At 53.0% G+C, this 24,948-nt stretch carries 23 protein-coding genes; 15 read left to right on the forward strand and 8 right to left on the reverse strand.

Annotated features, from left to right (window positions below):
* Nucleotides 1-49: 49 nt before the first annotated feature.
* A complete protein-coding gene (gene hemL / locus ACE15A_RS05035) occupies nt 50-1,330 on the reverse strand; it encodes a glutamate-1-semialdehyde 2,1-aminomutase (RefSeq protein ID WP_053508769.1) in 1,281 nt (426 codons plus the stop codon).
* Nucleotides 1,331-1,499: 169 nt separating this feature from the next.
* Here hemL and clcA point away from each other — a divergent pair, with 169 nt between their 5' ends.
* Genes clcA through erpA form a run of 3 tightly spaced genes read left to right on the forward strand, consistent with a single transcriptional unit; the run spans nt 1,500 to nt 3,347 of the window.
* The gene (clcA, locus tag ACE15A_RS05040; protein WP_053508767.1) at nt 1,500-2,921 is read left to right on the forward strand and encodes a H(+)/Cl(-) exchange transporter ClcA; all 1,422 of its coding nucleotides are present in this window, start codon (nt 1,500-1,502) and stop codon (nt 2,919-2,921) included.
* A 23-nt stretch (nt 2,922-2,944) separates the two neighbouring features.
* On the forward strand, nt 2,945-3,010 hold the full coding sequence (yadW, locus tag ACE15A_RS05045) for a small protein YadW (RefSeq protein ID WP_380913825.1): 66 nt from the start codon (nt 2,945-2,947) through the stop codon (nt 3,008-3,010).
* Entirely contained in the window at nt 3,003-3,347 is a 345-nt protein-coding gene (erpA, locus tag ACE15A_RS05050; protein WP_001278668.1) for an iron-sulfur cluster insertion protein ErpA, read from the forward strand. Before yadW ends, erpA begins: the two co-directional genes overlap by 8 nt.
* A 122-nt stretch (nt 3,348-3,469) precedes the next feature.
* Here the strand turns inward: erpA and ACE15A_RS05055 are convergent, their stop codons facing one another.
* Genes ACE15A_RS05055 through mtnN form a run of 3 tightly spaced genes read right to left on the reverse strand, consistent with a single transcriptional unit; the run spans nt 3,470 to nt 5,615 of the window.
* Nucleotides 3,470-4,087: a TRIC cation channel family protein gene (locus ACE15A_RS05055; RefSeq protein ID WP_129382373.1), complete on the reverse strand. Its 618-nt coding sequence runs from the start codon at nt 4,085-4,087 to the stop codon at nt 3,470-3,472.
* 36 nt (nt 4,088-4,123) lie between these two features.
* On the reverse strand, nt 4,124-4,924 hold the full coding sequence (gene btuF, locus ACE15A_RS05060) for a vitamin B12 ABC transporter substrate-binding protein BtuF (RefSeq protein WP_053508762.1): 801 nt from the start codon (nt 4,922-4,924) through the stop codon (nt 4,124-4,126).
* Nucleotides 4,917-5,615 carry a 5'-methylthioadenosine/S-adenosylhomocysteine nucleosidase gene (gene mtnN, locus ACE15A_RS05065; RefSeq protein WP_000689829.1) on the reverse strand — a complete coding sequence of 233 codons (699 nt, stop codon included), beginning with the start codon at nt 5,613-5,615 and terminating at the stop codon, nt 4,917-4,919. Before mtnN ends, btuF begins: the two co-directional genes overlap by 8 nt.
* An 84-nt stretch (nt 5,616-5,699) precedes the next feature.
* Between mtnN and dgt the strand changes: the two genes are divergently transcribed.
* The 3 genes from dgt (at nt 5,700) to cdaR (ending at nt 10,083) form a co-directional block, all read left to right on the forward strand.
* The gene (gene dgt, locus ACE15A_RS05070; protein ID WP_053508760.1) at nt 5,700-7,217 is read left to right on the forward strand and encodes a dGTPase; all 1,518 of its coding nucleotides are present in this window, start codon (nt 5,700-5,702) and stop codon (nt 7,215-7,217) included.
* A 129-nt stretch (nt 7,218-7,346) separates the two neighbouring features.
* Nucleotides 7,347-8,774, forward strand: coding sequence for a serine endoprotease DegP (gene degP, locus ACE15A_RS05075; protein ID WP_053508759.1), 1,428 nt, complete (start codon nt 7,347-7,349; stop codon nt 8,772-8,774).
* 151 nt (nt 8,775-8,925) lie between these two features.
* A complete protein-coding gene (gene cdaR / locus ACE15A_RS05080; RefSeq protein ID WP_053508757.1) occupies nt 8,926-10,083 on the forward strand; it encodes a DNA-binding transcriptional regulator CdaR in 1,158 nt (385 codons plus the stop codon).
* Between the two features lie 88 nt (nt 10,084-10,171).
* Here cdaR and ACE15A_RS05085 read toward each other — a convergent pair whose 3' ends face one another.
* Nucleotides 10,172-10,558: a DUF3461 family protein gene (locus ACE15A_RS05085; RefSeq protein WP_000272193.1), complete on the reverse strand. Its 387-nt coding sequence runs from the start codon at nt 10,556-10,558 to the stop codon at nt 10,172-10,174.
* Nucleotides 10,559-10,804: 246 nt separating this feature from the next.
* On the opposite strand from ACE15A_RS05085, the gene ACE15A_RS05090 reads away from it, so the two are divergent.
* On the forward strand, nt 10,805-12,106 hold the full coding sequence (locus ACE15A_RS05090) for an MFS transporter (RefSeq protein WP_053508756.1): 1,302 nt from the start codon (nt 10,805-10,807) through the stop codon (nt 12,104-12,106).
* 35 nt (nt 12,107-12,141) lie between these two features.
* On the opposite strand, the gene dapD is transcribed toward ACE15A_RS05090, so the two are convergent.
* The 3 genes from dapD to map form a co-directional block, all read right to left on the reverse strand.
* Complete coding sequence (gene dapD, locus ACE15A_RS05095; protein WP_053508754.1) at nt 12,142-12,966, reverse strand: 2,3,4,5-tetrahydropyridine-2,6-dicarboxylate N-succinyltransferase; 825 nt, start codon at nt 12,964-12,966, stop codon at nt 12,142-12,144.
* Nucleotides 12,967-12,995: 29 nt separating this feature from the next.
* A complete protein-coding gene (gene glnD / locus ACE15A_RS05100; RefSeq protein WP_129382374.1) occupies nt 12,996-15,668 on the reverse strand; it encodes a bifunctional uridylyltransferase/uridylyl-removing protein GlnD in 2,673 nt (890 codons plus the stop codon).
* A gap of 103 nt (nt 15,669-15,771) precedes the next feature.
* A complete protein-coding gene (map, locus tag ACE15A_RS05105) occupies nt 15,772-16,566 on the reverse strand; it encodes a type I methionyl aminopeptidase (RefSeq protein WP_002946964.1) in 795 nt (264 codons plus the stop codon).
* 323 nt (nt 16,567-16,889) lie between these two features.
* Between map and rpsB the strand changes: the two genes are divergently transcribed.
* The 8 genes from rpsB (at nt 16,890) to rseP (ending at nt 24,939) form a co-directional block, all read left to right on the forward strand.
* Nucleotides 16,890-17,615: a 30S ribosomal protein S2 gene (gene rpsB, locus ACE15A_RS05110; RefSeq protein ID WP_000246886.1), complete on the forward strand. Its 726-nt coding sequence runs from the start codon at nt 16,890-16,892 to the stop codon at nt 17,613-17,615.
* A 255-nt stretch (nt 17,616-17,870) separates the two neighbouring features.
* Nucleotides 17,871-18,722, forward strand: a complete 852-nt coding sequence (tsf, locus tag ACE15A_RS05115) for a translation elongation factor Ts (RefSeq protein ID WP_000808102.1) — start codon at nt 17,871-17,873, stop codon at nt 18,720-18,722.
* Between the two features lie 144 nt (nt 18,723-18,866).
* Nucleotides 18,867-19,592 (forward strand): UMP kinase, encoded by a 726-nt coding sequence (gene pyrH, locus ACE15A_RS05120; protein ID WP_000224567.1) that lies wholly within the window; start codon nt 18,867-18,869, stop codon nt 19,590-19,592.
* A 146-nt stretch (nt 19,593-19,738) separates the two neighbouring features.
* Entirely contained in the window at nt 19,739-20,296 is a 558-nt protein-coding gene (gene frr / locus ACE15A_RS05125) for a ribosome recycling factor (protein ID WP_000622423.1), read from the forward strand.
* Between the two features lie 141 nt (nt 20,297-20,437).
* A complete protein-coding gene (ispC, locus tag ACE15A_RS05130; RefSeq protein ID WP_053508750.1) occupies nt 20,438-21,634 on the forward strand; it encodes a 1-deoxy-D-xylulose-5-phosphate reductoisomerase in 1,197 nt (398 codons plus the stop codon).
* A 312-nt stretch (nt 21,635-21,946) separates the two neighbouring features.
* Nucleotides 21,947-22,705 (forward strand): (2E,6E)-farnesyl-diphosphate-specific ditrans,polycis-undecaprenyl-diphosphate synthase, encoded by a 759-nt coding sequence (ispU, locus tag ACE15A_RS05135; RefSeq protein ID WP_053508748.1) that lies wholly within the window; start codon nt 21,947-21,949, stop codon nt 22,703-22,705.
* 12 nt (nt 22,706-22,717) lie between these two features.
* Nucleotides 22,718-23,575: a phosphatidate cytidylyltransferase gene (cdsA, locus tag ACE15A_RS05140; RefSeq protein ID WP_000922422.1), complete on the forward strand. Its 858-nt coding sequence runs from the start codon at nt 22,718-22,720 to the stop codon at nt 23,573-23,575.
* An 11-nt stretch (nt 23,576-23,586) separates the two neighbouring features.
* Nucleotides 23,587-24,939 (forward strand): sigma E protease regulator RseP, encoded by a 1,353-nt coding sequence (rseP, locus tag ACE15A_RS05145; RefSeq protein ID WP_053508746.1) that lies wholly within the window; start codon nt 23,587-23,589, stop codon nt 24,937-24,939.
* Nucleotides 24,940-24,948: the final 9 nt, after the last annotated feature.

Consider the following 24,948-nt stretch of genomic DNA (forward strand, 5'->3'; position numbering starts at 1 on the left):
CCGGGTGGCGGCTGGCGCCTTACCCGGCCTACAATACTTCATCTCGCCTTTACAGCGTCGCAAGCACCCGACGCGCGGCGTCAATGGTATTATTAATGTCGTCCATGCTATGTGCGACCGACATAAAGCCCGCTTCAAACGCCGATGGCGCCAGATACACGCCTTCCTCCAGCATCAGGTGGAAGAAACGCTTAAAGCGTTCAACGTCGCACGCCATCACGTCCTGATAGCAGGTTACGCTCTCGGCGTCGGTGAAGAAAATCCCGAACATGCCGCCAACATGGTTGACGACCAGTGGGATACCTGCCTCCTGTGCTGCTTCGCACAATCCTTCCGCCAGACGGGTGGTGAGCTCATCCAGCGTTTCATGAATGCCGGGCTGGGCGACTTCATTCAGACAGGCGAAACCAGCCGCCATCGCAATCGGGTTGCCGGAAAGGGTGCCCGCCTGGTAAACCGGGCCCGTCGGCGCCAGCGCATCCATTACATCGCGACGACCGCCAAACGCGCCTACCGGCATCCCGCCGCCGATGATTTTACCCAGACAGGTTAGGTCCGGCACGACGCCGTAGTAATCCTGGGCGCCGGCCAACGCTACGCGAAAACCGGTCATCACTTCGTCGATAATCAGCAGCGCGCCGAACTCATCACACAAGGCGCGCAGGCCCGGCAGGAACGCTGGCAGCGGCGGGACGCAGTTCATATTGCCCGCCACGGGTTCGACGATGATACAGGCTATTTCCTGCGGATATTGTTCAAACGCCGCGCGCACTGATGCCAGATCGTTATAGACGCAGGTCAGCGTATGTTTAGCAAAATCTGCCGGGACGCCCGGCGAGTTCGGCTGACCGAGCGTCAGTGCGCCTGACCCGGCTTTTACCAGCAGGCAATCTGCGTGGCCGTGGTAGCAGCCTTCGAATTTGATAATCTTATCGCGGCCGGTAAAACCACGCGCCAGGCGAATGGCGCTCATGGTTGCTTCGGTGCCGGAGTTCACCATGCGCACCATGTCCATGGTCGGTACCAGGTTTGTGACCAGTTCCGCCATTTTTACTTCCATTTCGGTTGGCGCGCCGAAGCTAAGCCCCCGTTCGGCGGCTTCGATCACCGCATTGCGGATAGCCGGATGGTTATGCCCAAGTACCATTGGCCCCCAGGAACCGACATAGTCGATATACGCTTTGCCATCGACATCATAAAGATAGGCTCCGTCCGCTTTTTCGATAAACAGCGGGGTGCCGCCCACGCCAGTGAAGGCGCGAACAGGGGAGTTCACGCCGCCGGGGATCAGCTCGCGCGCTGCGCTATAGAGATTTTCAGACTTACTCATGGAAAGGTTCCTGGTTCGTAGAAAAAGTGAATACCCGCTATTCTAAGTTATTCAGAGAAGGTTATGAAAGTTTTACGCATTTGAAACAATACGATTTGCAGGGGATTTTCACGGCGTTGGCGAGTAGAATGCCGACTTTAGATTTGTATTACCAATGAATGATCTTCTGATGAAAACAGACACTTCCACCTTTTTAGCTCAGCAAATCGTGCGTTTACGGCGCAGAGATCAGATTCGCCGGTTAATGCAGCGGGATAAAACGCCGCTGGCCATCCTGTTCATGGCGGCCGTTGTCGGCTCACTTACCGGGCTGGTTGGCGTGGCCTTTGAAAAGGCTGTTTCCTGGGTACAAAACATGCGTATTGGCGCGCTGGTTCAGGTCGCGGAGCATGCTTTTTTGCTTTGGCCGCTGGCCTTTATACTGTCGGCATTACTGGCGATGGTCGGCTACTTTTTGGTGCGAAAATTTGCGCCGGAAGCCGGCGGATCGGGTATCCCGGAAATTGAAGGCGCGCTGGAGGAGTTACGTCCGGTGCGCTGGTGGCGCGTGTTGCCGGTGAAGTTTATCGGTGGGATGGGAACGTTGGGCGCAGGAATGGTATTAGGGCGCGAAGGGCCAACGGTGCAAATCGGGGGAAACCTGGGGCGCATGGTGCTGGATGTCTTTCGTATGCGCAGTGCCGAAGCGCGGCATACGTTGCTGGCGACTGGCGCGGCGGCGGGGCTTTCTGCGGCGTTTAACGCGCCGCTGGCGGGTATCCTGTTTATTATTGAAGAGATGCGCCCGCAGTTTCGCTACAACCTGATTTCGATTAAAGCAGTGTTTACCGGCGTGATCATGTCGAGCATTGTGTTCCGCATATTTAACGGCGAAGCGCCGATTATTGAAGTCGGCAAATTGTCTGATGCCCCGGTTAACACGCTGTGGTTATACCTTATCCTCGGCATTATTTTTGGCTGCGTCGGGCCGGTATTTAATTCGCTGGTGCTGCGTACCCAGGATATGTTTCAGCGCTTTCATGGCGGCGAAATTAAAAAATGGGTGCTAATGGGCGGCGCGATCGGCGGCCTGTGCGGTATTCTGGGGTTGATTGAGCCGGAAGCGGCAGGCGGTGGATTTAACCTTATTCCTATCGCCGCGGCAGGTAATTTTAGCGTCGGGCTACTGTTGTTCATCTTTATTACCCGGGGTGTCACGACGCTGCTTTGCTTTTCTTCCGGCGCGCCGGGGGGGATTTTCGCCCCGATGCTGGCGCTGGGGACGCTGCTTGGTACGGCCTTTGGTATGGCGGCGGCAGTGCTTTTCCCGCAGTATCACCTGGAGGCCGGTACTTTTGCGATTGCCGGGATGGGGGCGCTGATGGCGGCGTCGGTGCGCGCCCCGCTGACGGGAATTGTGCTGGTGCTGGAAATGACCGATAACTACCAGCTCATTTTGCCAATGATTATCACTTGTCTTGGCGCGACACTATTAGCCCAGTTTTTGGGTGGGAAACCGTTATACTCAACCATCCTGGCGCGCACTCTGGCGAAGCAGGATGCGGAACAGGCGGCGAAAAGCCAGAATGCGCCTGCGGGCGAGAATACTTGAACGAATTACCAGGGTATTAGATAATGACCGCCAATATTGGGTGGAAATTTATCCAATTACCGATGTTGTTTGGAGCAAAATATGAGTGATGACGTAGCGCTGCCGCTGCAGTTTACCGACGCAGCAGCGAATAAAGTAAAAAGTCTTATCGCTGACGAAGATAACCCGAATCTGAAACTGCGCGTGTATATTACCGGCGGTGGTTGCAGCGGTTTCCAGTACGGTTTCACCTTTGACGATCAGGTTAACGAAGGGGATATGACCATCGAAAAACAGGGCGTTGGTCTGGTGGTTGACCCGATGAGTTTGCAGTATCTGGTCGGTGGTTCGGTAGATTATACCGAAGGTCTGGAAGGCTCCCGCTTCATTGTGACCAACCCGAATGCGAAAAGCACCTGCGGGTGTGGCTCTTCCTTCAGCATCTGATGTATTGCCGGATGACGGCTTAACGCCTTATCCGGCCAACAAGTGACAACTGTACTGTAGGCCCGGTAAGCGTTAGCGCCACCGGGCAATGGGTTCGTTTTATCCGGTCTGCAAATGACGTTTCAATTCTCATCTAAGGCAAAGGTCGGCAGTTTCAGGTGCCAACGTATCGCCGCCAGCCGAATGAACAGCGTGACGACCATGCCCATCATGCTGGCGCTTTCCAGCGGCACTGAAAACGTATAAAACGCGGTGGCGTGAACAATTCCGCCGATAATACAGGCCGTGGCATAGATTTCGGTGCGTAGGATCATGGGAATCTCGCGTGCCAGAACATCGCGAATAATCCCGCCGCCGACGCCGGTAATCACCCCCATACAGACTGCCACTAATGGCCCCGTTTCGGCGAGGAAGGCTTTATTTACCCCAATGCCGACAAACACCGCCAGCCCTACGGCATCCAATACCGGCAGCATCCATTTCGGCAGGCGTCTTGGCTGGCGAACCAGCAGGATGGTCAACATACTGGTAACCATGGCGACAACCAGATCGGTAAGATCTTTAACCCAGAATACCGGGCCGTTATCCAGCGCCATATCGCGGATTGTCCTGCCGCCGACGGCAGTAACGACGCCGAGCACCAGGACGCCAAACGGGTCCATACGTAATTTCCCGGCCAGCAACACGCCAGAGATAGCAAATACAGCCGTGCCTACAATATCCAGCCAATAGACGAGCATTGTTGAATCCCCACTGAGAGCCTGGTGAGACAGGCTCTAATTCACCTGTGAAAGCGCATTACAGAGTTGTTTTGCGGCGAGGATAATACGCGGGCTTGCGCGTTCAAACCAGTCGCTGTTAAGCGGAATAACCGGAATTTTTAGCAGGTTTCCCCAGTATTGTTCAATTTTGAGAATTTCGCCCGCTTTTCCGGCCACGATAATGGCCTGGGGATGCCTTGCCAGCACCTGCTCACGGCTGACTTGCGGCCACGGCACGCGGCTGTCAGCGAAGACGTTTTCTCCGCCGCAGGTCGTCAAAACCTGATGTTGGATAGACCCTTTACCGCTGGTAAACAAAGGATTCATGCCAAACTGAAGAAAGACGCGTTTTTTAGCTTTACTGGCATACTCGGTTTTGAGCGCGGCGTACTCCTTTAGCAACGTCTGCGCTGCCTGCTGAGCCTTTTCCGGCTGCGGGCTCCAGTCGGCCAGTTGACGGAGCGTGTCGGCGATCTGTTCGATGGTTATCGCGTCCACCCACATTACCTTAATACCTAACGAAGTCAGTTGGTTTACCTGACGTTCCGCATTACCGCCGCGCCAGGCGACGACCAGATCCGGCTTCAGCGCCACAATGCGCTCCAGATTCATTCCCTGCCAGGTAGAGACCTGTTCTATTTTTTGCGCTTCGGGCGGGTAGTCGGAATAGCTGCTGACGCCAACGGGCGTAATCCCGGCGGCAAAAGCGAGCTCCGTATTGGCGGGAGAGAGGGTAATTACGCGCGGCGCGGCGTAAAGCCACACCGGGAGCGTAAGCAGCAGGGCGACCAGCGCCCTGAACATTTGCTTAGCCATGCGCCAGTTTCTGTACCAGAGTTTCGACCATCAGAGTCGACTGTTTCGCCGCCACCGCGAGGAATTCGTCAAAGCTGAGGTGCGATTGCTGATCGGCCACGTCAGAGATAGCGCGTACCACCACGAACGGCACGTTGAAGTTATAGCAGACGTGTGCGATAGCGGTGGCTTCCATCTCTACAGCGACCGCTTCGGGGAAGTTATGCCGGATTTTCGCCAGCCCGACGGAACCGTTAATAAACGCGTCGCCGCTAACAATAAGACCGCGTACCGCGTTCAGATTCAGCTCCCTGATGCAGGATTCCGCGGCGGCGATCAGTTTGTCATCGGCCTTAAATCCGGCCGGACAGCCCGGTAATTGCCCGTATTCATAGCCGAAAGCGGTCACATCAGCGTCGTGGTAACGCGCTTCGTCAGAGACGACGATATCGCCGACCTTCAGCGTGGACGCCAGACCGCCTGCGGAACCGGTATTGATGATCACGTCCGGCTTGCAGTGCTCCAGAAGCAACGTTGCGCCCAGCGCCGCCGCGACCTTACCGATACCGGATTTCAGTAACGCCACTTCGGTGCCGTTCAACTGGCCGGTGTAAATTTCGCAGCCGCCCAGCGTCAGCGTCTGACGGTTATCAATTTTGTCACGCAGCAGCGTAACTTCTTCTTCCATTGCGCCAATGATGCCGATTTTCATAGATTTACTCGCGATAAGTCAGTTTTGGGGGCATAGTTTATCATGCGCTTATGGGGAAGCGCATTTCTCAGGCGGGGAGAGGATATGGCATCGATCGATTTCCGAAATAAAATTAACTGGCATCGCCGTTATCGTTCACCGCAGGGCGTAAAGACGGAACATGAGATCCTGCGGATTTTTGAAAGCGATCGCGGGCGGATTATCAACTCTCCGGCTATACGCCGTTTGCAGCAAAAAACGCAGGTTTTCCCGCTGGAGCGCAATGCCGCAGTGCGTACTCGCCTGACGCATTCGATGGAGGTGCAGCAGGTGGGGCGTTATATCGCGAAAGAGATTTTAAGCCGCCTGAAAGAGCAAAACCGGCTGGAGGAGTACGGTCTGGACGCGCTGACCGGTCCCTTTGAAAGTATTGTGGAAATGGCCTGCCTGATGCACGACATCGGTAATCCGCCGTTCGGTCATTTTGGCGAGGCGGCGATCAATGACTGGTTTCGTCAGCGGCTGCATCCGGAAGATGCGGAAAGTCAGCCGCTCACGCATGATCGCTGTGTGGTTTCCTTGCTACGGTTACAGGAAGGCGAAGAAAATCTGAACGATATTCGCCGCAAAGTACGTCAGGATATCTGCCATTTTGAAGGCAATGCACAGGGAATTCGTCTGGTGCATACGCTCATGCGGATGAATCTTACCTGGGCGCAGGTTGGCGGAATTTTAAAATATACCCGTCCGGCATGGTGGCGAGGGTCGGTGCCGGACTCTCATCGCTATTTAATGAAGAAACCGGGCTATTATCTTTCTGAAGAGAAGTATATTGCGAGGTTACGTAAAGAACTTCAGTTAGCGCCTTACAGTCGCTTTCCATTAACGTGGATTATGGAAGCCGCAGATGATATCTCTTATTGTGTCGCCGATCTTGAAGACGCGGTAGAGAAAAGAATCTTTAGCGTTGAGCAGCTTTATCACCATTTATATCACGCGTGGGGCCACCATGAGAAGGATTCGCTGTTTGAGCTGGTGGTAGGAAATGCGTGGGAAAAATCACGCGCCAATACATTAAGCCGCAGTACCGAAGATCAGTTTTTTATGTATTTACGGGTAAATACATTAAATAAACTGGTGCCATATGCCGCTCAGCGTTTTATTGATAATTTACCGCAGATTTTTGCCGGTACCTTCAATCAGGCGTTGCTGGAAGATGCCAGCGGTTTTAGTCGTCTACTTGAATTATATAAGAACGTGGCGGTTGAACATGTGTTTAGCCATCCGGACGTAGAACAGCTTGAGCTACAGGGATACCGGGTAATCAGTGGGTTATTAGATATCTATCAGCCACTATTAAGTCTGTCGCTTAACGACTTTCGCGAGCTGGTGGAACAAGATCGGTTGAAACGCTTGCCCATAGAATCGCGTTTATTTCAGAAACTCTCTACGCGCCATCGTTTGGCCTACGTGGAAGTCGTCAGTAAATTACCCACGGATTCGGCGGAGTATCCGGTGCTGGAATATTATTATCGTTGTCGGTTGATTCAGGATTATATCAGCGGTATGACTGACCTTTACGCATGGGATGAATATCGGCGATTGATGGCGGTCGAACAGTAAATGGACTTTTGTAAAGATGGACAATAAATTTTTACTTTTTCCAGAAACTTTATTCCGGAACTTCGCGTTATAAAATGAATCTGACGTACACAGCAATTTTGCGTTACCTGTTAATCGAGATTGAAACACATGAAAAAAACCACATTAGCAATGAGTGCACTGGCTCTGAGTTTAGGTTTGGCATTGTCGCCTCTGTCTGCCACGGCGGCTGAAACGTCGTCTTCAGCAATGACCGCCCAGCAGATGCCAAGCCTGGCGCCGATGCTCGAAAAAGTGATGCCATCGGTGGTCAGTATTAATGTAGAAGGCAGCACCACGGTGAATACGCCGCGTATGCCGCGTAATTTCCAGCAGTTCTTTGGCGATGACTCCCCGTTCTGCCAGGACGGTTCTCCGTTCCAGAATTCCCCGTTCTGCCAGGGCGGCGGTAACGGCGGCAATGGCGGCCAACAACAGAAATTCATGGCGCTGGGTTCCGGCGTAATTATTGACGCCGCGAAGGGTTACGTCGTCACCAACAACCACGTTGTTGATAACGCCAACGTGATTAAAGTACAGCTTAGCGATGGGCGTAAATTCGATGCCAAAGTGGTGGGCAAAGATCCGCGTTCTGATATTGCGCTGATTCAAATTCAGAATCCGAAAAACCTGACGGCGATTAAGCTGGCGGACTCCGACGCGCTGCGCGTGGGGGATTATACCGTGGCTATTGGTAACCCGTTTGGTCTGGGCGAAACGGTGACGTCAGGTATCGTTTCGGCGCTGGGGCGTAGCGGCCTGAACGTTGAAAACTATGAAAACTTTATTCAGACCGACGCCGCGATTAACCGCGGTAACTCCGGCGGCGCGCTGGTGAACCTGAACGGCGAGCTGATCGGTATTAACACCGCGATTCTGGCGCCAGACGGCGGCAACATTGGTATCGGCTTCGCTATCCCCAGCAACATGGTGAAAAACCTGACGTCGCAGATGGTGGAATATGGCCAGGTTAAACGCGGCGAACTGGGAATCATGGGGACTGAGCTGAATTCCGAACTGGCGAAAGCGATGAAAGTCGACGCCCAGCGTGGCGCGTTCGTCAGCCAGGTGATGCCGAATTCGTCCGCGGCGAAAGCAGGTATTAAAGCCGGGGATGTCATTACCTCCCTGAACGGTAAACCGATCAGCAGCTTTGCGGCGCTGCGCGCGCAGGTCGGCACTATGCCGGTCGGCAGCAAAATCAGCCTCGGTCTGCTGCGTGAAGGTAAAGCTATTACGGTCAATCTGGAACTGCAGCAGAGCAGCCAGAGTCAGGTTGATTCCAGCACCATCTTCAGCGGGATTGAAGGCGCTGAAATGAGCAATAAAGGCCAGGATAAAGGCGTTGTGGTCAGCAGCGTGAAAGCGAACTCACCAGCCGCGCAAATTGGCCTCAAAAAAGGCGATGTGATTATCGGCGCTAACCAGCAGCCAGTGAAAAATATCGCCGAGCTGCGTAAGATTCTCGACAGCAAGCCGTCGGTTCTGGCGCTGAATATTCAGCGTGGCGATAGCTCTATTTATCTGTTGATGCAGTAATCACCTTATCCCCCTTCCACCACGGAAGGGGGCAACTTTTTTCTGTGAAGCCCCCCACAACTCCATACTTCTTTGCTCTGCTTTGTGCATTTGCACAATGTCGAGGTCTGCCATCTTCCTTATGCTTATGCTCTGCTCACTGGAGGGTTTTATGGCTGGCTGGCGTCTTGATACCAAAATGGCGCAGGATATCGTGGCGCGCACTATGCGCATCATTGATACCAATATCAACGTAATGGATGCCCGTGGGCGCATTATCGGCAGCGGCGATCGGGAGCGTATTGGTGAATTGCACGAAGGCGCGCTATTAGTGCTGTCACAAGGCCGGATTGTGGATATCGACGATGCCGTGGCGCGACACCTGCACGGGGTACGTCAGGGGATAAATCTACCCTTATGCCTTGAGGGCGAAATTGTCGGCGTGATCGGCCTCACTGGCGAACCAGAACATCTGCGTAAATATGGTGAACTGGTGTGTATGACCGCCGAAATGATGCTGGAGCAGTCGCGGTTAATGCACCTTCTGGCGCAGGATAGCCGTCTGCGCGAAGAGTTGGTGATGAACCTGATTCAGGCCGAAGAAAATACGCCAGCGCTGGTGGAATGGGCGCAACGTTTGGGGATCGATTTGAACCAGCCGCGTGTAGCGGCGGTAGTCGAAGTCGACAGCGGCCAGCTTGGTGTCGACAGCGCAATGGCGGAGCTTCAGCAGTTACAGAATGCGCTCACCACGCCGGAACGTAACAACCTGATAGCCATTGTTTCTCTCTCCGAGATGGTGGTACTAAAGCCTGCATTAAACCCGTTTGGTCGCTGGGATGCCGAAGATCATCGTAAGCGTGTAGAGCAGCTTATCTCGCGAATGAAAGAAAACGGTCAGCTACGTTTTCGCGTGGCGCTGGGCAATTACTTTACCGGGCCGGGCAGTATTGCACGTTCATATCGCACGGCGCGTACCACGATGATGGTTGGCAAACAGCGGATGCCAGAGAGTCGCAGCTATTTTTATCAGGATTTGATGCTGCCGGTCCTGTTAGATGGCCTGCGTGGCGGCTGGCAGGCCAATGAGCTGGCGCGCCCGCTGGTAAAACTCAAAGCGATGGATAACAACGGGTTATTACGTCGGACGCTGACGGCGTGGTTTCGCCATAATGTCCAGCCGCTGGCAACTTCTAAGGCGCTGTTTATTCACCGTAATACACTGGAATATCGGCTGAATCGCATTTCGGAACTGACCGGGCTGGATTTGGGCAATTTTGACGATCGGCTGTTGCTGTATGTGGCGCTACAACTGGATGAACAGCGTTAAGCCCGGCGGCGCTTCGCTTACCAGGCCTACGGAGATATAGCTGTAGGCCGGATAAGGCGTAACACGTCGCCATCCGGCAACACACAGCTTACTTACGGGTAAGCTTGTCCAGATCGGCTTCGATTTCACTGATCTTATTCGCGACGACGCTTTCCAGATGGCGCAAGTCGTCGAGGATCTTACGTTTGAGATCGAGTTCTGAGCGGTCGCGCTGGCAGATTTGGTCCAGTTCGTCAATCACATAGCGTAGGTTAGGGCTAATCTCCTGTACTTCTTTATAACCCTGACCGATGCCATCGGCCACCACCGTTTTTCGCTGGCGTGGGTACTTAAACTTCACGCTTTTAGCAAAGAATTCACCTCTATCCTTTTGAAAATAGATTTTCAGGATATCGTTGTTGGCTTCTTGCCGCAGGCTGTAACGATCGATTTCCTCAGGATTGGTAATGCCCAGACTTTTTAGATTGTCATACATAGCGGTATCCTTCATCACACTATAACTTTTGAATAATTAACGAAAAGTTGGTTTTTCGCCACCAATGGATACAAAAAAAGCGCGGTTGATCGCAGAAGACTTCTCGGCAACGTAATGAGTAAAAGGGCGGCGGTTATTGATAGCCTAAGTAATTCAACGCGATATTCAGTTTATAGAGAAAGCGTTTGAGGTCGGTGTGGGAAATTGACCGGAGGCAGCAGTCGATAACCCTGAAAGGCAGAGTCTATGTCCGGAACGTATAATACCACTATTCGCCGGGTGGTGATTTCCGCCTGGATAGGAAACTCCATTGAATATTATGATTTTCTATTATACGGCCTGGCAAGCGCGCTGGTATTTGGCCCGCTTTTTTTCCCTGGCGCCAGCCCATTTACTGTAACGTTATCTTCTTTTGCCAGTTTCGGCGTGGGATTTATTTCCCGGCCGTTAGGCGCGCTATTTTTTGGCAACAGGGGAGATACGCTTGGGCGTAAAAACACGTTATTAATCACGTTAGGGGGGATGGGCGCGGTAACGTTTCTCATCGGTTGCCTGCCTTCTTACGCCAGTATTGGCGCGCTGGCGCCTGCTTTACTGGTTATTCTGCGTTTTCTGCAGGGATTTCTGGTTGGAGGCGAATGGGGCGGCGCCATGTTAATGGTCGTGGAATATGCTGTTGGAAAGCACCGGGGGCGGTTAAGCGCGCTATCGCAAACAGGGGGACTCACAGGACAATTATTGGCGACTGGCGTATTTATATTCGTGACCCAATTACCGGAGGAGGAGCTGTTATCGTGGGGATGGCGTATTCCTTTTCTGCTCAGTGCGCTTTTGGTGTTGCCGGGATTATATATGCGTCATCGTCTGGATGAGACACCTGTCTTCCGTGCGTTTAAAAAGCAGCAAGCTATTAATCATATGCAGCAAAGAGAAGAAAGGCCGGTGGTCAAAGTAGTACGAGAACAATGGCGCAGCATTTTGCTGATAATGATTCTACGTTTTGCTGAAAGCGTTCCCTTTTTTCTTGCCACCGTCTTCGCGGTTTCCTGGGCGACGACGCAGCTTGGGATTGCCAGCCTGACTATTCTGTACATTGTAATGTTCACCTGTCTGCTGGCGTATCCCATGCACATGCTATTTGGCATCGTGTCGGATCGGCGTGGCTGCCGTCAGGTGTACATTTTTGGCGCGCTTTTTGTAGCGGCAATGGCTTTTCCCTTTTTCTGGCTGCTGGAAAGCCGTTCGCTAATACTGATGATAGTGGGCTACGTTCTGCTTATTAACATTGGTCATAATTCACTGAATGCCGTGCAACCTTCTTTTTTCGCCGGACTGTTTCATCCGCCTGTACGCTATAGCGGTTCATCAATTGGCGCTCAGTTGGGGGCGGTTGTGGCAGGGGGATTCACACCGTTTATCGCTAAAGCGTTAAGTGCAGTCTATGATAACAGTTGGACTTTGGTTGCCGGTTATGTCGTTTTGACTGCGTTGGCTTCGGCGTTTGCGGCAAAGATTGCGCCGGAAACCGTTTTGCCGCATTCGCCATAATGCAAAGGGGGCTGTCGCCCCCGCTTTTCACTCGCTTAATCAATAGTGCGCAATAATTCGTTAATGCCCACTTTACCACGCGTTTTGGCGTCGACTTTTTTCACGATCACCGCGCAGTACAGACTGTATTTACCGTCTTTTGATGGCAGGTTTCCGGAAACGACCACGGAACCCGCCGGTACGCGACCATAGTGAACTTCACCGGTTTCGCGATCGTAGATTTTGGTGCTCTGGCCGAGGTATACGCCCATAGAAATGACGGAACCTTCTTCGACAATTACGCCTTCCACGACTTCAGAACGCGCGCCAATAAAGCAGTTGTCTTCAATGATTGTCGGGTTAGCCTGCAACGGCTCCAGTACGCCGCCGATACCCACGCCGCCGGAGAGGTGAACGTTTTTACCGATCTGCGCGCAGGAACCCACGGTCGCCCAGGTGTCAACCATAGTGCCTTCGTCAACGTAGGCGCCGATGTTAACGTAAGACGGCATCAGCACGGTGTTGCGGGCGATAAATGCGCCCTGACGAACGGCCGCTGGCGGAACGACGCGGAAACCTTCTTTCTGAAAACGCGCTTCGTCGTAATCAGCGAATTTCATCGGGACTTTATCGAAGTAGCGGCTTTCCGCACCGTCGATAACCTGGTTATCGTTAATACGAAAAGAGAGCAGAACCGCTTTCTTCAGCCACTGGTGAGTGACCCACTGACCGTCGATTTTTTCTGCGACACGCAACGCGCCGGAATCGAGTAGAGAAATGACCTGGTTTACCGCCTCCCGGGTCACGGTATCTACATTAGCCGGCGTAATATCGGCGCGGCGCTCAAAAGCCGTCTCAATAATGTTCTGTAACTGCTGCATTGTTAAACTCTTTCATATAAATAAACACACTACCCTTTATCGTTTGGATTGAGGGCCGCTGTCAACCGTTGTTGCACCTCAAGTTGCAGCACATTATTAAGTGCGCGCCGATCCGCTGTGGCGATTATGAATAAATCTTCTACTCGTTCACCAATGGTTGTAATTCGGGCGCCATGAAGCGAAATTCCCAGATCGGCAAAAATTTGTCCGACCCTGGCCAACAGGCCGGGTTGATCGAGCGCGATCAATTCCATGAATGATTTTCTGTCGGTATGGGTGGGCAGAAAATTGACTTCCGTTTCGACCGTAAAGTGCCGTAACTTTGCCGGTTGCCGACGCGGCTGCGGCGGCTGCCAGCTACGCTGCGTAATGGTCTGTTCAAGACCGGTACGAATAACTTCATGGCGATCCGCCGCTAGCGGGCTGCCGTCTGGTTCCAGAACGATAAACGTATCCATTGCCATGCCGTCGCGAGTGGTAAAGATCTGCGCGTCATGGACGCTTAAATTACGCCTGTCCAGTTCGGCGCAGACGGCGGCAAACAGATAGGGTCTGTCCGGACTCCAGATAAAAATTTCGGTTCCGCCGCGCGTGGCCTGCGGACTGAGTAACACTAACGGTTGGTGCAGATCGTTCTGCAATAAATGGCGTGCGTGCCAGGCGAGCTGATTTGGACTATGACGAACAAAATAGTTAGCGCGACAGCGGGTCCAGATTTTGTGCAGCGCGGCTTCATCAATATTGTCCATTCGCAGCAGCGCCAGCGCCTGAAGCTGATGGTGACGCACGCGCTCACGCATATCCGGCGTATTTTGCATTCCGCGCCTGAGCTGTTTTTCAGTGGCGAAGTACAGCTCGCGTAGCAGGCTCTGTTTCCAGCTATTCCACAAGGTTTCGTTGGTCGCGCATATGTCCGCGACGGTCAGGCAGACCAGAAAGCGCAACCGTGTTTCGGTTTGTACCTCTTCGGCAAACTGCTTGATGACTTCCGGGTCCTGGATGTCGCGGCGTTGGGCGGTGACCGACATCAGCAGGTGCTGGCGCACCAGCCAGGCGACCAGTTGCGTTTCGCGCGAGTTCAGGCCATGTAGTTCGGCGAAGGTGAGTACATCCTGCGCGCCCAGTACCGAATGGTCGCCGCCGCGTCCTTTCGCAATATCGTGGAACAGAGCGGCGATCAGAATGAGTTCCGGATGGGGAAGCCGCGGCCAGAGATCGACGCATAGCGGGTGGCGCTGGCGCGTCTCTTCCTTCGCAAAACTCTCCAGCTTGAGCATCACGCGGATGGTGTGTTCATCCACCGTGTATGCGTGGAACAGGTCAAACTGCATTTGTCCGACGATGTGCGACCACTGCGGCATATAAGCCCACAGTACGCTGTGGCGATGCATAGGTAGCAGGCCGCGGCTGACCGCGCCGGGATGGCGCAGCATACTGAGAAACAGCGTGCGCGCCTCCGGGATGTAACAGAGAGGTTGGCTCAGATGGCGGCGGGCGTGGCGCAAATGGCGTAATGTCGTAGAGTAGATGCCGGTGATCGCGCTATTGCGCACCATCATATAAAACATCCGCAGGATCGCTTCCGGTTCGCGGATAAACAGTGTGTCGTCACGCAGATCAATGAGCGTGCCGCGCAGTTGAAACTCATCGTCGATAGGACGTGGTTTTTCATCCGCAGGCAGCGCCAGAATCGCCTCGTCAAATAGCTGAAGCAGCATCTGATTGAGTTCGCTCACCCGGCGCGTGACCCGGAAGTAGTCTTTCATCATCCGCTCAACCGGATCGTTGCCTTCGCCGCTGTAGTTAAGGCGTTGAGCGACGCTCAACTGGCGGTCGAATAGCAGGCGGTTATCGTAGCGGCTGACCACCAGATGTAGCGCAAAACGAATGCGCCACAGGATATGCAGGCACTCGTTGAGTTCCGCGCGCTCAGCCGGGGTTAAAAAGCCGAAGCCCACCATCTCATCGAGCGAGGTAGCGCCGAAGTGACGTCGGGCGACCCACTGCAACGTGTGGATATCGCGCAGACCGCCGGGGCTGCTTTTAATATCCGGCTCCAGATTATAGCTGGTGCCGTGATAGCGCTGGTGGCGTTGGTTCTGCTCTTCTACTTTGGCGGCGTAAAATTTGTCGGATGGCCAAAAGCCTTCGCTGAAAATATGTTTTTGCAGCGCCAGAAACAGAGCGACATCACCGATCAGCAGGCGCGTTTCGATGAGGTTTGTCGCAACGGTTAAATCAGACAGACCTTCCAGCAGGCATTCTTCCAGCGTACGTACGCTATGACCGACATCCAGCTTGACGTCCCATAATAAGGTCAGCAGTTCGCCAACTTTTTGCGCCTGTTCATCGGGCAGCTTTTTGCGGCTTAAAATGAGCAGATCAATATCGGAAAGCGGATGCAGTTCGCCGCGTCCATAGCCGCCGACGGCGACCAGCGCCAGATCGGCAATCTGACCGAAACCAGCCTCAATCCACAGGCGTTGCAACAACTGGTCGATAAATTCGGTACGGGCTTCAATAAGCTGTTCTGCACAAATGCCGCTGTCAAATGCCTCGCCCAGCCAGTGTTGAAAGATGTCGATACGGGCTTTGATACCGGCGACGGTCAGTTCAGCGCGCGGCCAGACGCCAGGGTTTTGCGGCTGGTCGGGAAGGGGGGGGAGTGCGGTATTCGCGTACTGTTCAGGAAGAGTATTCATATGCGCCACCCATTAAAAAGCCGGATGATAGCGAACGCCTTATCCGGCCTACGGTGTGCATTTGATGTAGGCCTGATAAGCGCAGCGCCATCAGGCAAAAAAGTTATGCGTCGTGCGTAATGACCGCCGGGATGGTGTCATCTTTACGCAGCGTCAGAATTTCACAGCCGTTTTCCGTTACCACAATAGTATGCTCGTACTGAGCAGACAAGCTGCGGTCTTTGGTTTTCACCGTCCAGCCGTCTTTCATGGTGCGGATACGGTAGTCCCCTGCGTTCAGCATCGGTTCAATGGTAAAGGTCATGCCAGGCTGCAACACGACGCCGCCATCGTCCGCATCATAATGCAGCACCTGCGGTTCTTCATGGAAGCCGCGACCAATACCGTGTCCGCAGTATTCACGTACCACGGAGAAACCTTCGCCTTCGGCATATTTCTGGATGGCGGCGCCAATGGTGCGCAGGCGGATACCCGGTTTCACCATTTTGATGCCCAGATACAGGCTCTCTTGTGTGACGCGGCACAGACGCTCGCCCAGAATGGTCGGTTTGCCGACGATAAACATTTTAGAGGTGTCGCCGTGGTATTCATCTTTGATAACCGTCACATCAATGTTGACGATATCACCATCTTTCAGATGCTTAGCGTCATCCGGAATGCCGTGGCACACCACTTCATTAATAGAGATACAGACGGATTTCGGATAGCCGTGGTAGCCGAGGCAGGCGGAGATCGCGTGTTGTTCGTTAACGATGTAATCGTTACAGATACGGTCCAGTTCGCCGGTGGTGACGCCCGGTTTGATATACGGTTCGATCATTTCCAGCACTTCGGCTGCCAGACGGCCCGCGACGCGCATCTTTTCGATTTCTTCAGGGGTCTTGATTGAGATAGCCATGAATTCTGTCCATCAGGGTCGATGATTTCGACAATAATTGTGTATGTGCTGTCAATGTTAACAGTCTGAAGCATCCACTACCAGATTGAGAATCAGTTACAGCATGGAGTGCCAACAATTATTGGTGTCGAAGGCGTATTTGTGGTATAAAGCGCGCCGGACTTCCGTTTCATTCCCTGATACACAAGATGGGCGGGAGCGACAAATCTCACTTTGTGTAACAACACACACGTATCGGCACATATTCCGGGGTGCCCTTTGGGGTCGGTAATATGGGATACGTGGAGGCATAACCCCAACTTAATCTATAGAGGTTTTAAATCATGGCAACTGTTTCCATGCGCGACATGCTCAAGGCTGGTGTTCACTTTGGTCACCAGACCCGTTACTGGAACCCGAAAATGAAGCCGTTCATCTTCGGCGCGCGTAACAAAGTTCACATCATCAACCTTGAGAAAACCGTACCGATGTTCAACGAAGCTCTGGCTGAACTGAACAAGATCTCTGCTCGTAAAGGTAAAATCCTTTTCGTTGGTACCAAACGCGCTGCAAGCGAAGCGGTGAAAGAAGCTGCTAACAGCTGCGACCAGTTCTTCGTGAACCATCGCTGGCTGGGCGGTATGCTGACTAACTGGAAAACCGTTCGTCAGTCCATCAAACGTCTGAAAGACCTGGAAACTCAGTCTCAGGACGGTACTTTCGAAAAGCTGACCAAGAAAGAAGCGCTGATGCGTACTCGTGAGCTTGAGAAACTGGAAAACAGCCTGGGTGGTATCAAAGATATGGGCGGTCTGCCGGACGCTCTGTTCGTTATCGATGCTGACCATGAGCACATTGCTATCAAAGAAGCAAACAACCTGGGTATTCCGGTATTTGCTATCGTTGATACCAACTCTGATCCGGACGGCGTTGACTTCGTTATCCCGGGTAACGATGACGCAATCCGTGCTGTTAGCCTGTACCTGGGCGCTGTCGCTGCAACCGTTCGTGAAGGCCGTTCTCAGGATCTGGCTTCCCAGGCGGAAGAAAGCTTCGTAGAAGCTGAATAATAAGGCTTGATAACTCCCTAAAATAGTTCGAGTTGCAGGAAGGCGGCAAGCTCGAGAATTCCCGGGAGCTTACATCAGTAAGTGACCGGGATGAGCGAGTGAAGGCAACGCACCTGCGGCTCGAAATATGAAGGGGAGCGCCCCCTTATAAACCAGGTAGTATCACGTTTGGTTAGGGGCCCTTTAGGCCCCTTTTTCACTTTTATATCTGTGCGGTTTGATGCCGGGCAGATCAAATCTTTCGAGGATTTTAGAATGGCTGAAATTACCGCATCCCTGGTAAAAGAGCTGCGTGAGCGTACCGGCGCAGGCATGATGGATTGCAAAAAAGCACTGACTGAAGCGAATGGCGACATTGAGCTGGCAATCGAAAACATGCGTAAGTCCGGCGCTATCAAAGCGGCGAAAAAAGCAGGCAACGTGGCTGCTGACGGCGTAATCAAAACCAAAATCGACGGCAACATCGCTTTCATTCTGGAAGTTAACTGCCAGACTGACTTCGTGGCTAAAGATGCTGGCTTCCAGGCATTCGCTGACAAAGTGCTGGACGCCGCTGTTGCTGGCAAAATCACTGACGTAGAAGTCCTGAAAGCGCAGTTCGAAGAAGAGCGTGTCGCGTTGGTTGCGAAAATCGGCGAGAACATCAACATTCGTCGCGTAGCTTCCCTGGAAGGCGACGTTCTGGGTTCTTATCAGCACGGTGCGCGTATCGGCGTTCTGGTTGCCGCTAAAGGCGCTGACGAAGAGCTGGTTAAACAGTTGGCGATGCACGTTGCTGCAAGCAAGCCGGAATTCGTTAAGCCGGAAGACGTGTCTGCTGACGTGGTAGAGAAAGAGTACCAGGTACAACTGGACATCGCGATGCAGTCTGGCAAGCCGAAAGAAATCGCAGAGAAAATGGTTGAAGGCCGCATGAAGAAATTCACCGGCGAAGTTTCTCTGACTGGTCAGCCTTTCGTCATGGAACCGAGCAAATCTGTTGGCCAACTGCTGAAAGAGCACAACGCTGACGTGACTGGCTTCATCCGCTTTGAAGTGGGCGAAGGCATTGAGAAAGTCGAGACTGACTTTGCAGCGGAAGTTGCTGCGATGTCTAAGCAGTCCTGATTTTCCTGAGGAGCCGCCTGAGGGCGGCTTCTTTTTGCGCCTCTCTTGTAAAATCAGCCGACGCCTGGCGTTTGCGCTGAAATGCGACGTACAATGTCGCCGGAATTAACTCATATCAATCGTTGACAGTCTCAGGAAAGAAACATGGCTACCAATGCAAAACCCGTCTATAAACGCATTCTGCTTAAATTAAGCGGCGAAGCTCTGCAGGGTACGGAAGGCTTCGGTATTGATGCAAGCATACTGGATCGTATGGCTCAGGAGATCAAAGAACTGGTTGAACTGGGTATTCAGGTTGGTGTGGTGATTGGCGGTGGTAACCTGTTCCGTGGCGCGGGTCTGGCAAAAGCGGGGATGAACCGCGTTGTGGGCGACCACATGGGCATGTTGGCCACCGTAATGAACGGCCTGGCAATGCGTGATGCGCTTCACCGCGCCTATGTGAACGCCCGCCTGATGTCGGCAATTCCTTTAAACGGCGTGTGCGACAACTACAGTTGGGCCGAGGCGATCAGCCTGCTGCGTAATAACCGAGTTGTGATTCTGTCTGCAGGTACGGGTAACCCGTTTTTTACTACCGACTCAGCAGCCTGTCTGCGCGGGATCGAAATTGAAGCGGATGTCGTACTGAAAGCGACCAAAGTGGATGGCGTATTCACTGCCGATCCGGCAAAAGATCCTTCCGCGACCATGTACGATCAGCTTACCTACAGCGAAGTGCTGGATAAAGAGCTGAAAGTGATGGATCTGGCGGCGTTCACGCTGGCTCGTGACCACAAACTGCCGATTCGTGTTTTCAACATGAACAAACCGGGCGCGCTGCGTCGTGTGGTGATGGGCGAAAAAGAAGGGACGCTAATCACGGAATAATTCCCGTGAGCGCCAAATACAGGTAAGATTCTGTTCTATTGACGGGTCTTATTACCTGGCAGAAATTAAACGAGACTATACTTAGCACATCTTTGTATTGTGTGACCGTCTGGTCTGACTGAGACTAGTTTTCAAGGATTCGTAACGTGATTAGCGATATCAGAAAAGATGCTGAAGTACGCATGGAAAAATGCGTTGAAGCGTTCAAAACCCAAATCAGCAAAGTGCGCACGGGTCGTGCTTCTCCCAGCCTGCTGGATGGTATTGTCGTAGAGTACTATGGCACTCCGACCCCGCTGCGTCAGCTGGCAAGCGTAACGGTAGAAGACTCCCGTACCTTAAAAATTAACGTGTTTGACCGCTCTATGGGGCCTGCCGTTGAAAAAGCGATCATGGCGTCAGACCTCGGTTTGAATCCAAGCTCTGCGGGCACCGACATTCGCGTTCCGCTGCCGCCGCTGACCGAAGAACGTCGTAAAGATCTGACGAAAATTGTCCGTGGCGAAGCGGAGCAGGCGCGTGTCGCCGTACGTAACGTACGCCGTGATGCGAACGATAAAGTAAAAGCTCTGCTGAAAGATAAAGCGATCAGTGAAGATGACGATCGTCGTTCTCAGGAAGAAGTACAGAAAATGACCGACGCGGCAATTAAAAAAGTTGATGCGGCGTTGGCAGATAAAGAAGCAGAACTGATGCAGTTCTGATTGATCTGTACGCAGATATAAACTCATTCCACCGCTAAACCTGGCGGATGAGTGGTGTACAAAGCGCCGCGCAGAAGACATTATCAGGTCTCCTGTGCGGCGCTTTGCTTTTTATCCCGTTTCAACACTTCTGGACGTTTCATGAAGCAATTAACCATTCTGGGCTCGACCGGCTCTATTGGTTGCAGCACACTGGACGTGGTGCGCCATAATCCTGATAGCTTCCGCGTTGTCGCGCTGGTGGCGGGTAAAAATGTTGCCCGCATGGCGGAGCAGTGCCTGGAGTTCTCGCCGCGTTATGCCGTAATGGATGATACGTCGAGCGCAGAACAGCTCAAAATAATGCTTCAGCAGCATGGCAGCCGCACCGAGGTTTTGAGCGGTCAGCAGGCTGCCTGTGAGATGGCGGCGCTTGATGAGGTCGGGCATGTGATGGCGGCCATTGTGGGCGCGGCTGGTTTACTGCCGACCCTGGCGGCGATTCGCGCAGGGAAGACGATTCTGCTGGCGAATAAAGAATCGCTGGTGACCTGCGGGCGGCTGTTTATGGACGAAGTGAAACGCAGCAACGCCCGGCTTTTACCCGTCGATAGCGAACATAACGCGATTTTTCAGAGTTTGCCGCAATCTATTCAGCATAATCTGGGATACGCTGACCTTGAGCAAAATGGCGTAACGTCGATTTTGCTTACCGGGTCTGGTGGCCCGTTTCGTGAAACGCCAATGTGCGATCTGGCAGCGATGACGCCGGATCAGGCATGTCGTCATCCGAACTGGTCGATGGGGCGAAAAATCTCCGTCGACTCCGCCACCATGATGAATAAAGGTCTGGAATACATTGAAGCGCGTTGGTTATTTAATGCCAGCGCACGTCAGATGGAAGTGTTGATCCATCCGCAATCGGTAATTCATTCGATGGTGCGTTATCAGGACGGCAGCGTCCTGGCGCAGCTTGGAGAACCTGACATGCGTACGCCTATTGCGCATACGATGGCATGGCCGAATCGCGTTGCGTCCGGCGCGCAGCCGCTCGATTTTTGCAAACTCAGCGCGCTGACGTTTAGCGCGCCAGATTATCAGCGTTATCCGTGCCTGAAGCTGGCGATGGAGGCGTTTGAGCAAGGTCAGGCGGCAACGACGGCGCTCAATGCGGCAAACGAAATCACCGTTGCCGCGTTTCTGGCGCAACAGATTCGTTTTACCGATATCGCCGGGCTCAATTTAGCGGTGCTGGAGAGGATGGATTTACAGGAACCGGCAAGCGTTGATGACGTATTGCAGGTTGACGCCATCGCGCGTGAGGTAGCCAGAAAACAAGTGATACGGCTCTCACGCTGACGATTATCCCGCGACAGAAGATCGTGCTATTTGTTAGCGTTGGGCTTCGGTGATATAGTCTGCGCCACCTGATCGCAGGTTTTTGGCTTTTTTCGGTCAGGTTAGCCGTGGTTTTACACGGCTTTTTTGTGGATACACAAAATCATTCAGGACGCATCGGGACGGCAGGCGAATACGTTCCCGGCGTGCGCGGACAGCGCACGACAGGGGCGATGACGCGCAGTCATCAGCGAAGCGGACCGAAGAGAATGTGTATAAAGGCTTCAGTATTCCTGAGTACCGCTAAATCCTTTCAGGGACAAAAAACGCGTTATGTTGTCTGCAACTCAACCAGTAAGCGAAAATTTGTCAGCACATGGCTGCCGTCATGTTGCAATAATTATGGATGGCAATGGTCGCTGGGCGAAAAAGCAAGGGAAGATCCGGGCCTTCGGGCATAAAGCCGGGGCGAAGTCCGTCCGGCGAGCGGTCTCTTTTGCTGCCAATAACGGTATTGATGCGTTAACGCTGTATGCCTTTAGTAGTGAAAACTGGAACCGACCGGCGCAGGAAGTGAGCGCGTTAATGGAGCTGTTCGTGTGGGCGCTGGATAGCGAAGTCAAAAGCCTGCACCGCCATAACGTTCGCCTGCGTATTATCGGCGATATCAGTCGATTCAACTCACGTTTGCAAGAACGTATTCGCAAATCAGAAGCGCTTACCGCCCGTAATACGGGGTTAACGCTGAATATCGCTGCGAACTACGGCGGACGTTGGGATATTGTCCAGGGAGTCCGGCAACTGGCGGAACAGGTGCAGGCTGGAGTGCTGCGCCCCGATCAGATTGATGAAGAGAGACTAGGCCAGCAAATTTGTATGCATGAGCTGGCGCCTGTGGATTTAGTAATTAGGACTGGGGGAGAGCATCGCATTAGTAACTTTTTGCTTTGGCAAATTGCCTATGCCGAACTTTACTTTACGGATGTTCTTTGGCCCGATTTCGATGAACAAGACTTTGAAGGTGCGCTGCATGCCTTTGCTAATCGAGAGCGTCGTTTCGGCGGTACCGAGCCTGGTGATGACACAGCCTGATGGGGGTTGCTTTTGCTGAAGTATCGCCTGATTTCTGCTTTTGTGTTAATACCCGCGGTCATCGCTGCGCTTTTTTTATTGCCGCCGGTGGGGTTCGCCATTATTACGCTGGTTGTCTGTATGCTGGCCGCGTGGGAATGGGGACAGTTAAGCGGTTTCGCCGCGCGTTCACAGCGGGTTTGGCTGGCGGTGCTGTGTGGTCTGTTATTGGCGCTGATGCTATTTTTGTTGCCTGAGTATCATCACAACATTCGTCAACCGCTGGTTGAGATGTCGCTTTGGGCATCGTTAGGCTGGTGGGTTGTCGCACTACTGCTGGTGCTATTTTATCCCGGTTCGGCGGCAATCTGGCGCAACTCAAAAACATTGCGCCTCATTTTCGGCCTGTTAACTATCGTGCCATTTTTCTGGGGAATGCTGGCGCTGCGTGCCTGGCACTATGACGAGAATCATTACAGTGGCGCAATATGGCTACTCTATGTCATGATCCTGGTCTGGGGAGCGGACTCCGGCGCGTATATGTTTGGTAAATTGTTTGGCAAACATAAGCTGGCGCCGAAAGTTTCCCCGGGTAAAACCTGGCAAGGGTTTATCGGCGGGCTTGCTACGGCTGCTGTGATCTCATGGGGTTACGGTATGTGGGCGAATCTGAATGTTGCGCCTGTTATCTTGTTGATTTGCTCTGTGGTTGCGGCACTGGCTTCCGTATTGGGTGATCTCACCGAGAGTATGTTTAAGCGCGAAGCAGGAATTAAGGATAGCGGCCACTTGATTCCAGGACATGGCGGTATTCTGGACCGAATTGACAGCCTGACGGCGGCTGTACCGGTCTTTGCTTGCCTGTTGCTACTGGTGTTCAGGACGCTCTAACGGAAGGTTTTATGCTGAGTATTCTCTGGAATCTGGCTGCATTCATCATCGCACTGGGCGTGCTGATCACTGTGCATGAATTTGGTCATTTCTGGGTTGCCCGGCGCTGCGGTGTGCGTGTTGAGCGCTTTTCCATCGGCTTTGGCAAAGCGCTCTGGCGCCGTACTGACCGGTATGGTACCGAGTATGTCATCGCCCTGATCCCGCTGGGCGGCTATGTCAAAATGCTGGATGAGCGCGCCGAACCGGTAGCGCCGGAATTGCGTCGTCACGCCTTCAATAACAAAACGGTGGGCCAGCGCGCCGCAATTATTGCCGCAGGTCCGGTGGCGAACTTCATTTTTGCTATCTTTGCTTACTGGTTGGTCTTTATCATCGGCGTCCCTGGCGTTCGTCCGGTCGTTGGCGAAATAACGCCCAACTCGATTGCTGCGCAGGCGCAAATTGCGCCTGGTACGGAACTTAAAGCCATTGATGGTATCGAAACCCCTGATTGGGATGCCGTGCGTTTACAACTGGTGTCCAAAATTGGCGACCAGCAGACGACGGTGAGCGTCGCGCCCTTTGGCAGCGACCAGCGGCAGGACAAAACGCTTGATTTACGTCACTGGGCATTTGAGCCTGATAAGCAAGATCCTGTATCTTCTTTAGGGATTCGGCCCCGCGGGCCGCAGATCGAATCGGTACTGTCAGAAGTGCAGGCGAATTCCGCAGCCAGTAAAGCGGGTTTGCAAGCGGGCGACAGGATCGTTAAAGTCGATGGTCAGCCGTTAACGCAGTGGATGAAATTCGTTACGTTTGTACGCGATAATCCCGGTAAGCCGTTAGCGTTAGAGATTGAAAGGCAGGGGAGCGCCTTGTCGTTGACGTTAACGCCGGATACGAAATCGGTTAACGGAAAGGCGGAAGGTTTTGCAGGCGTGGTGCCTAAAATTATTCCTCTGCCGGAAGAGTACAAGACTATACGCCAGTATGGGCCTTTTAGCGCCATCCTCGAAGCCACGGATAAGACGTGGCAGTTGATGAAGCTGACGGTCAGTATGCTGGGTAAATTGATAACCGGTGATGTGAAACTGAACAACCTCAGTGGGCCGATTTCTATCGCTCAGGGGGCTGGGATGTCAGCGGAGTTCGGGGTGATTTATTACCTGATGTTCCTTGCGCTAATCAGCGTGAACTTAGGGATAATCAACCTGTTTCCGCTGCCCGTTCTTGACGGGGGGCATCTGCTGTTCCTGGCGATTGAAAAGCTTAAGGGCGGGCCGGTATCCGAGCGAGTTCAAGACTTTAGTTATCGCATTGGCTCGATTTTGCTGGTGTTGTTAATGGGGCTTGCACTTTTCAATGATTTCTCTCGGTTGTAAGAGAGTTAG

It is taken from the genome of Salmonella sp. HY31 (genome assembly GCF_042604575.1).
GTDB lineage: Bacteria > Pseudomonadota > Gammaproteobacteria > Enterobacterales > Enterobacteriaceae > Salmonella > Salmonella diarizonae.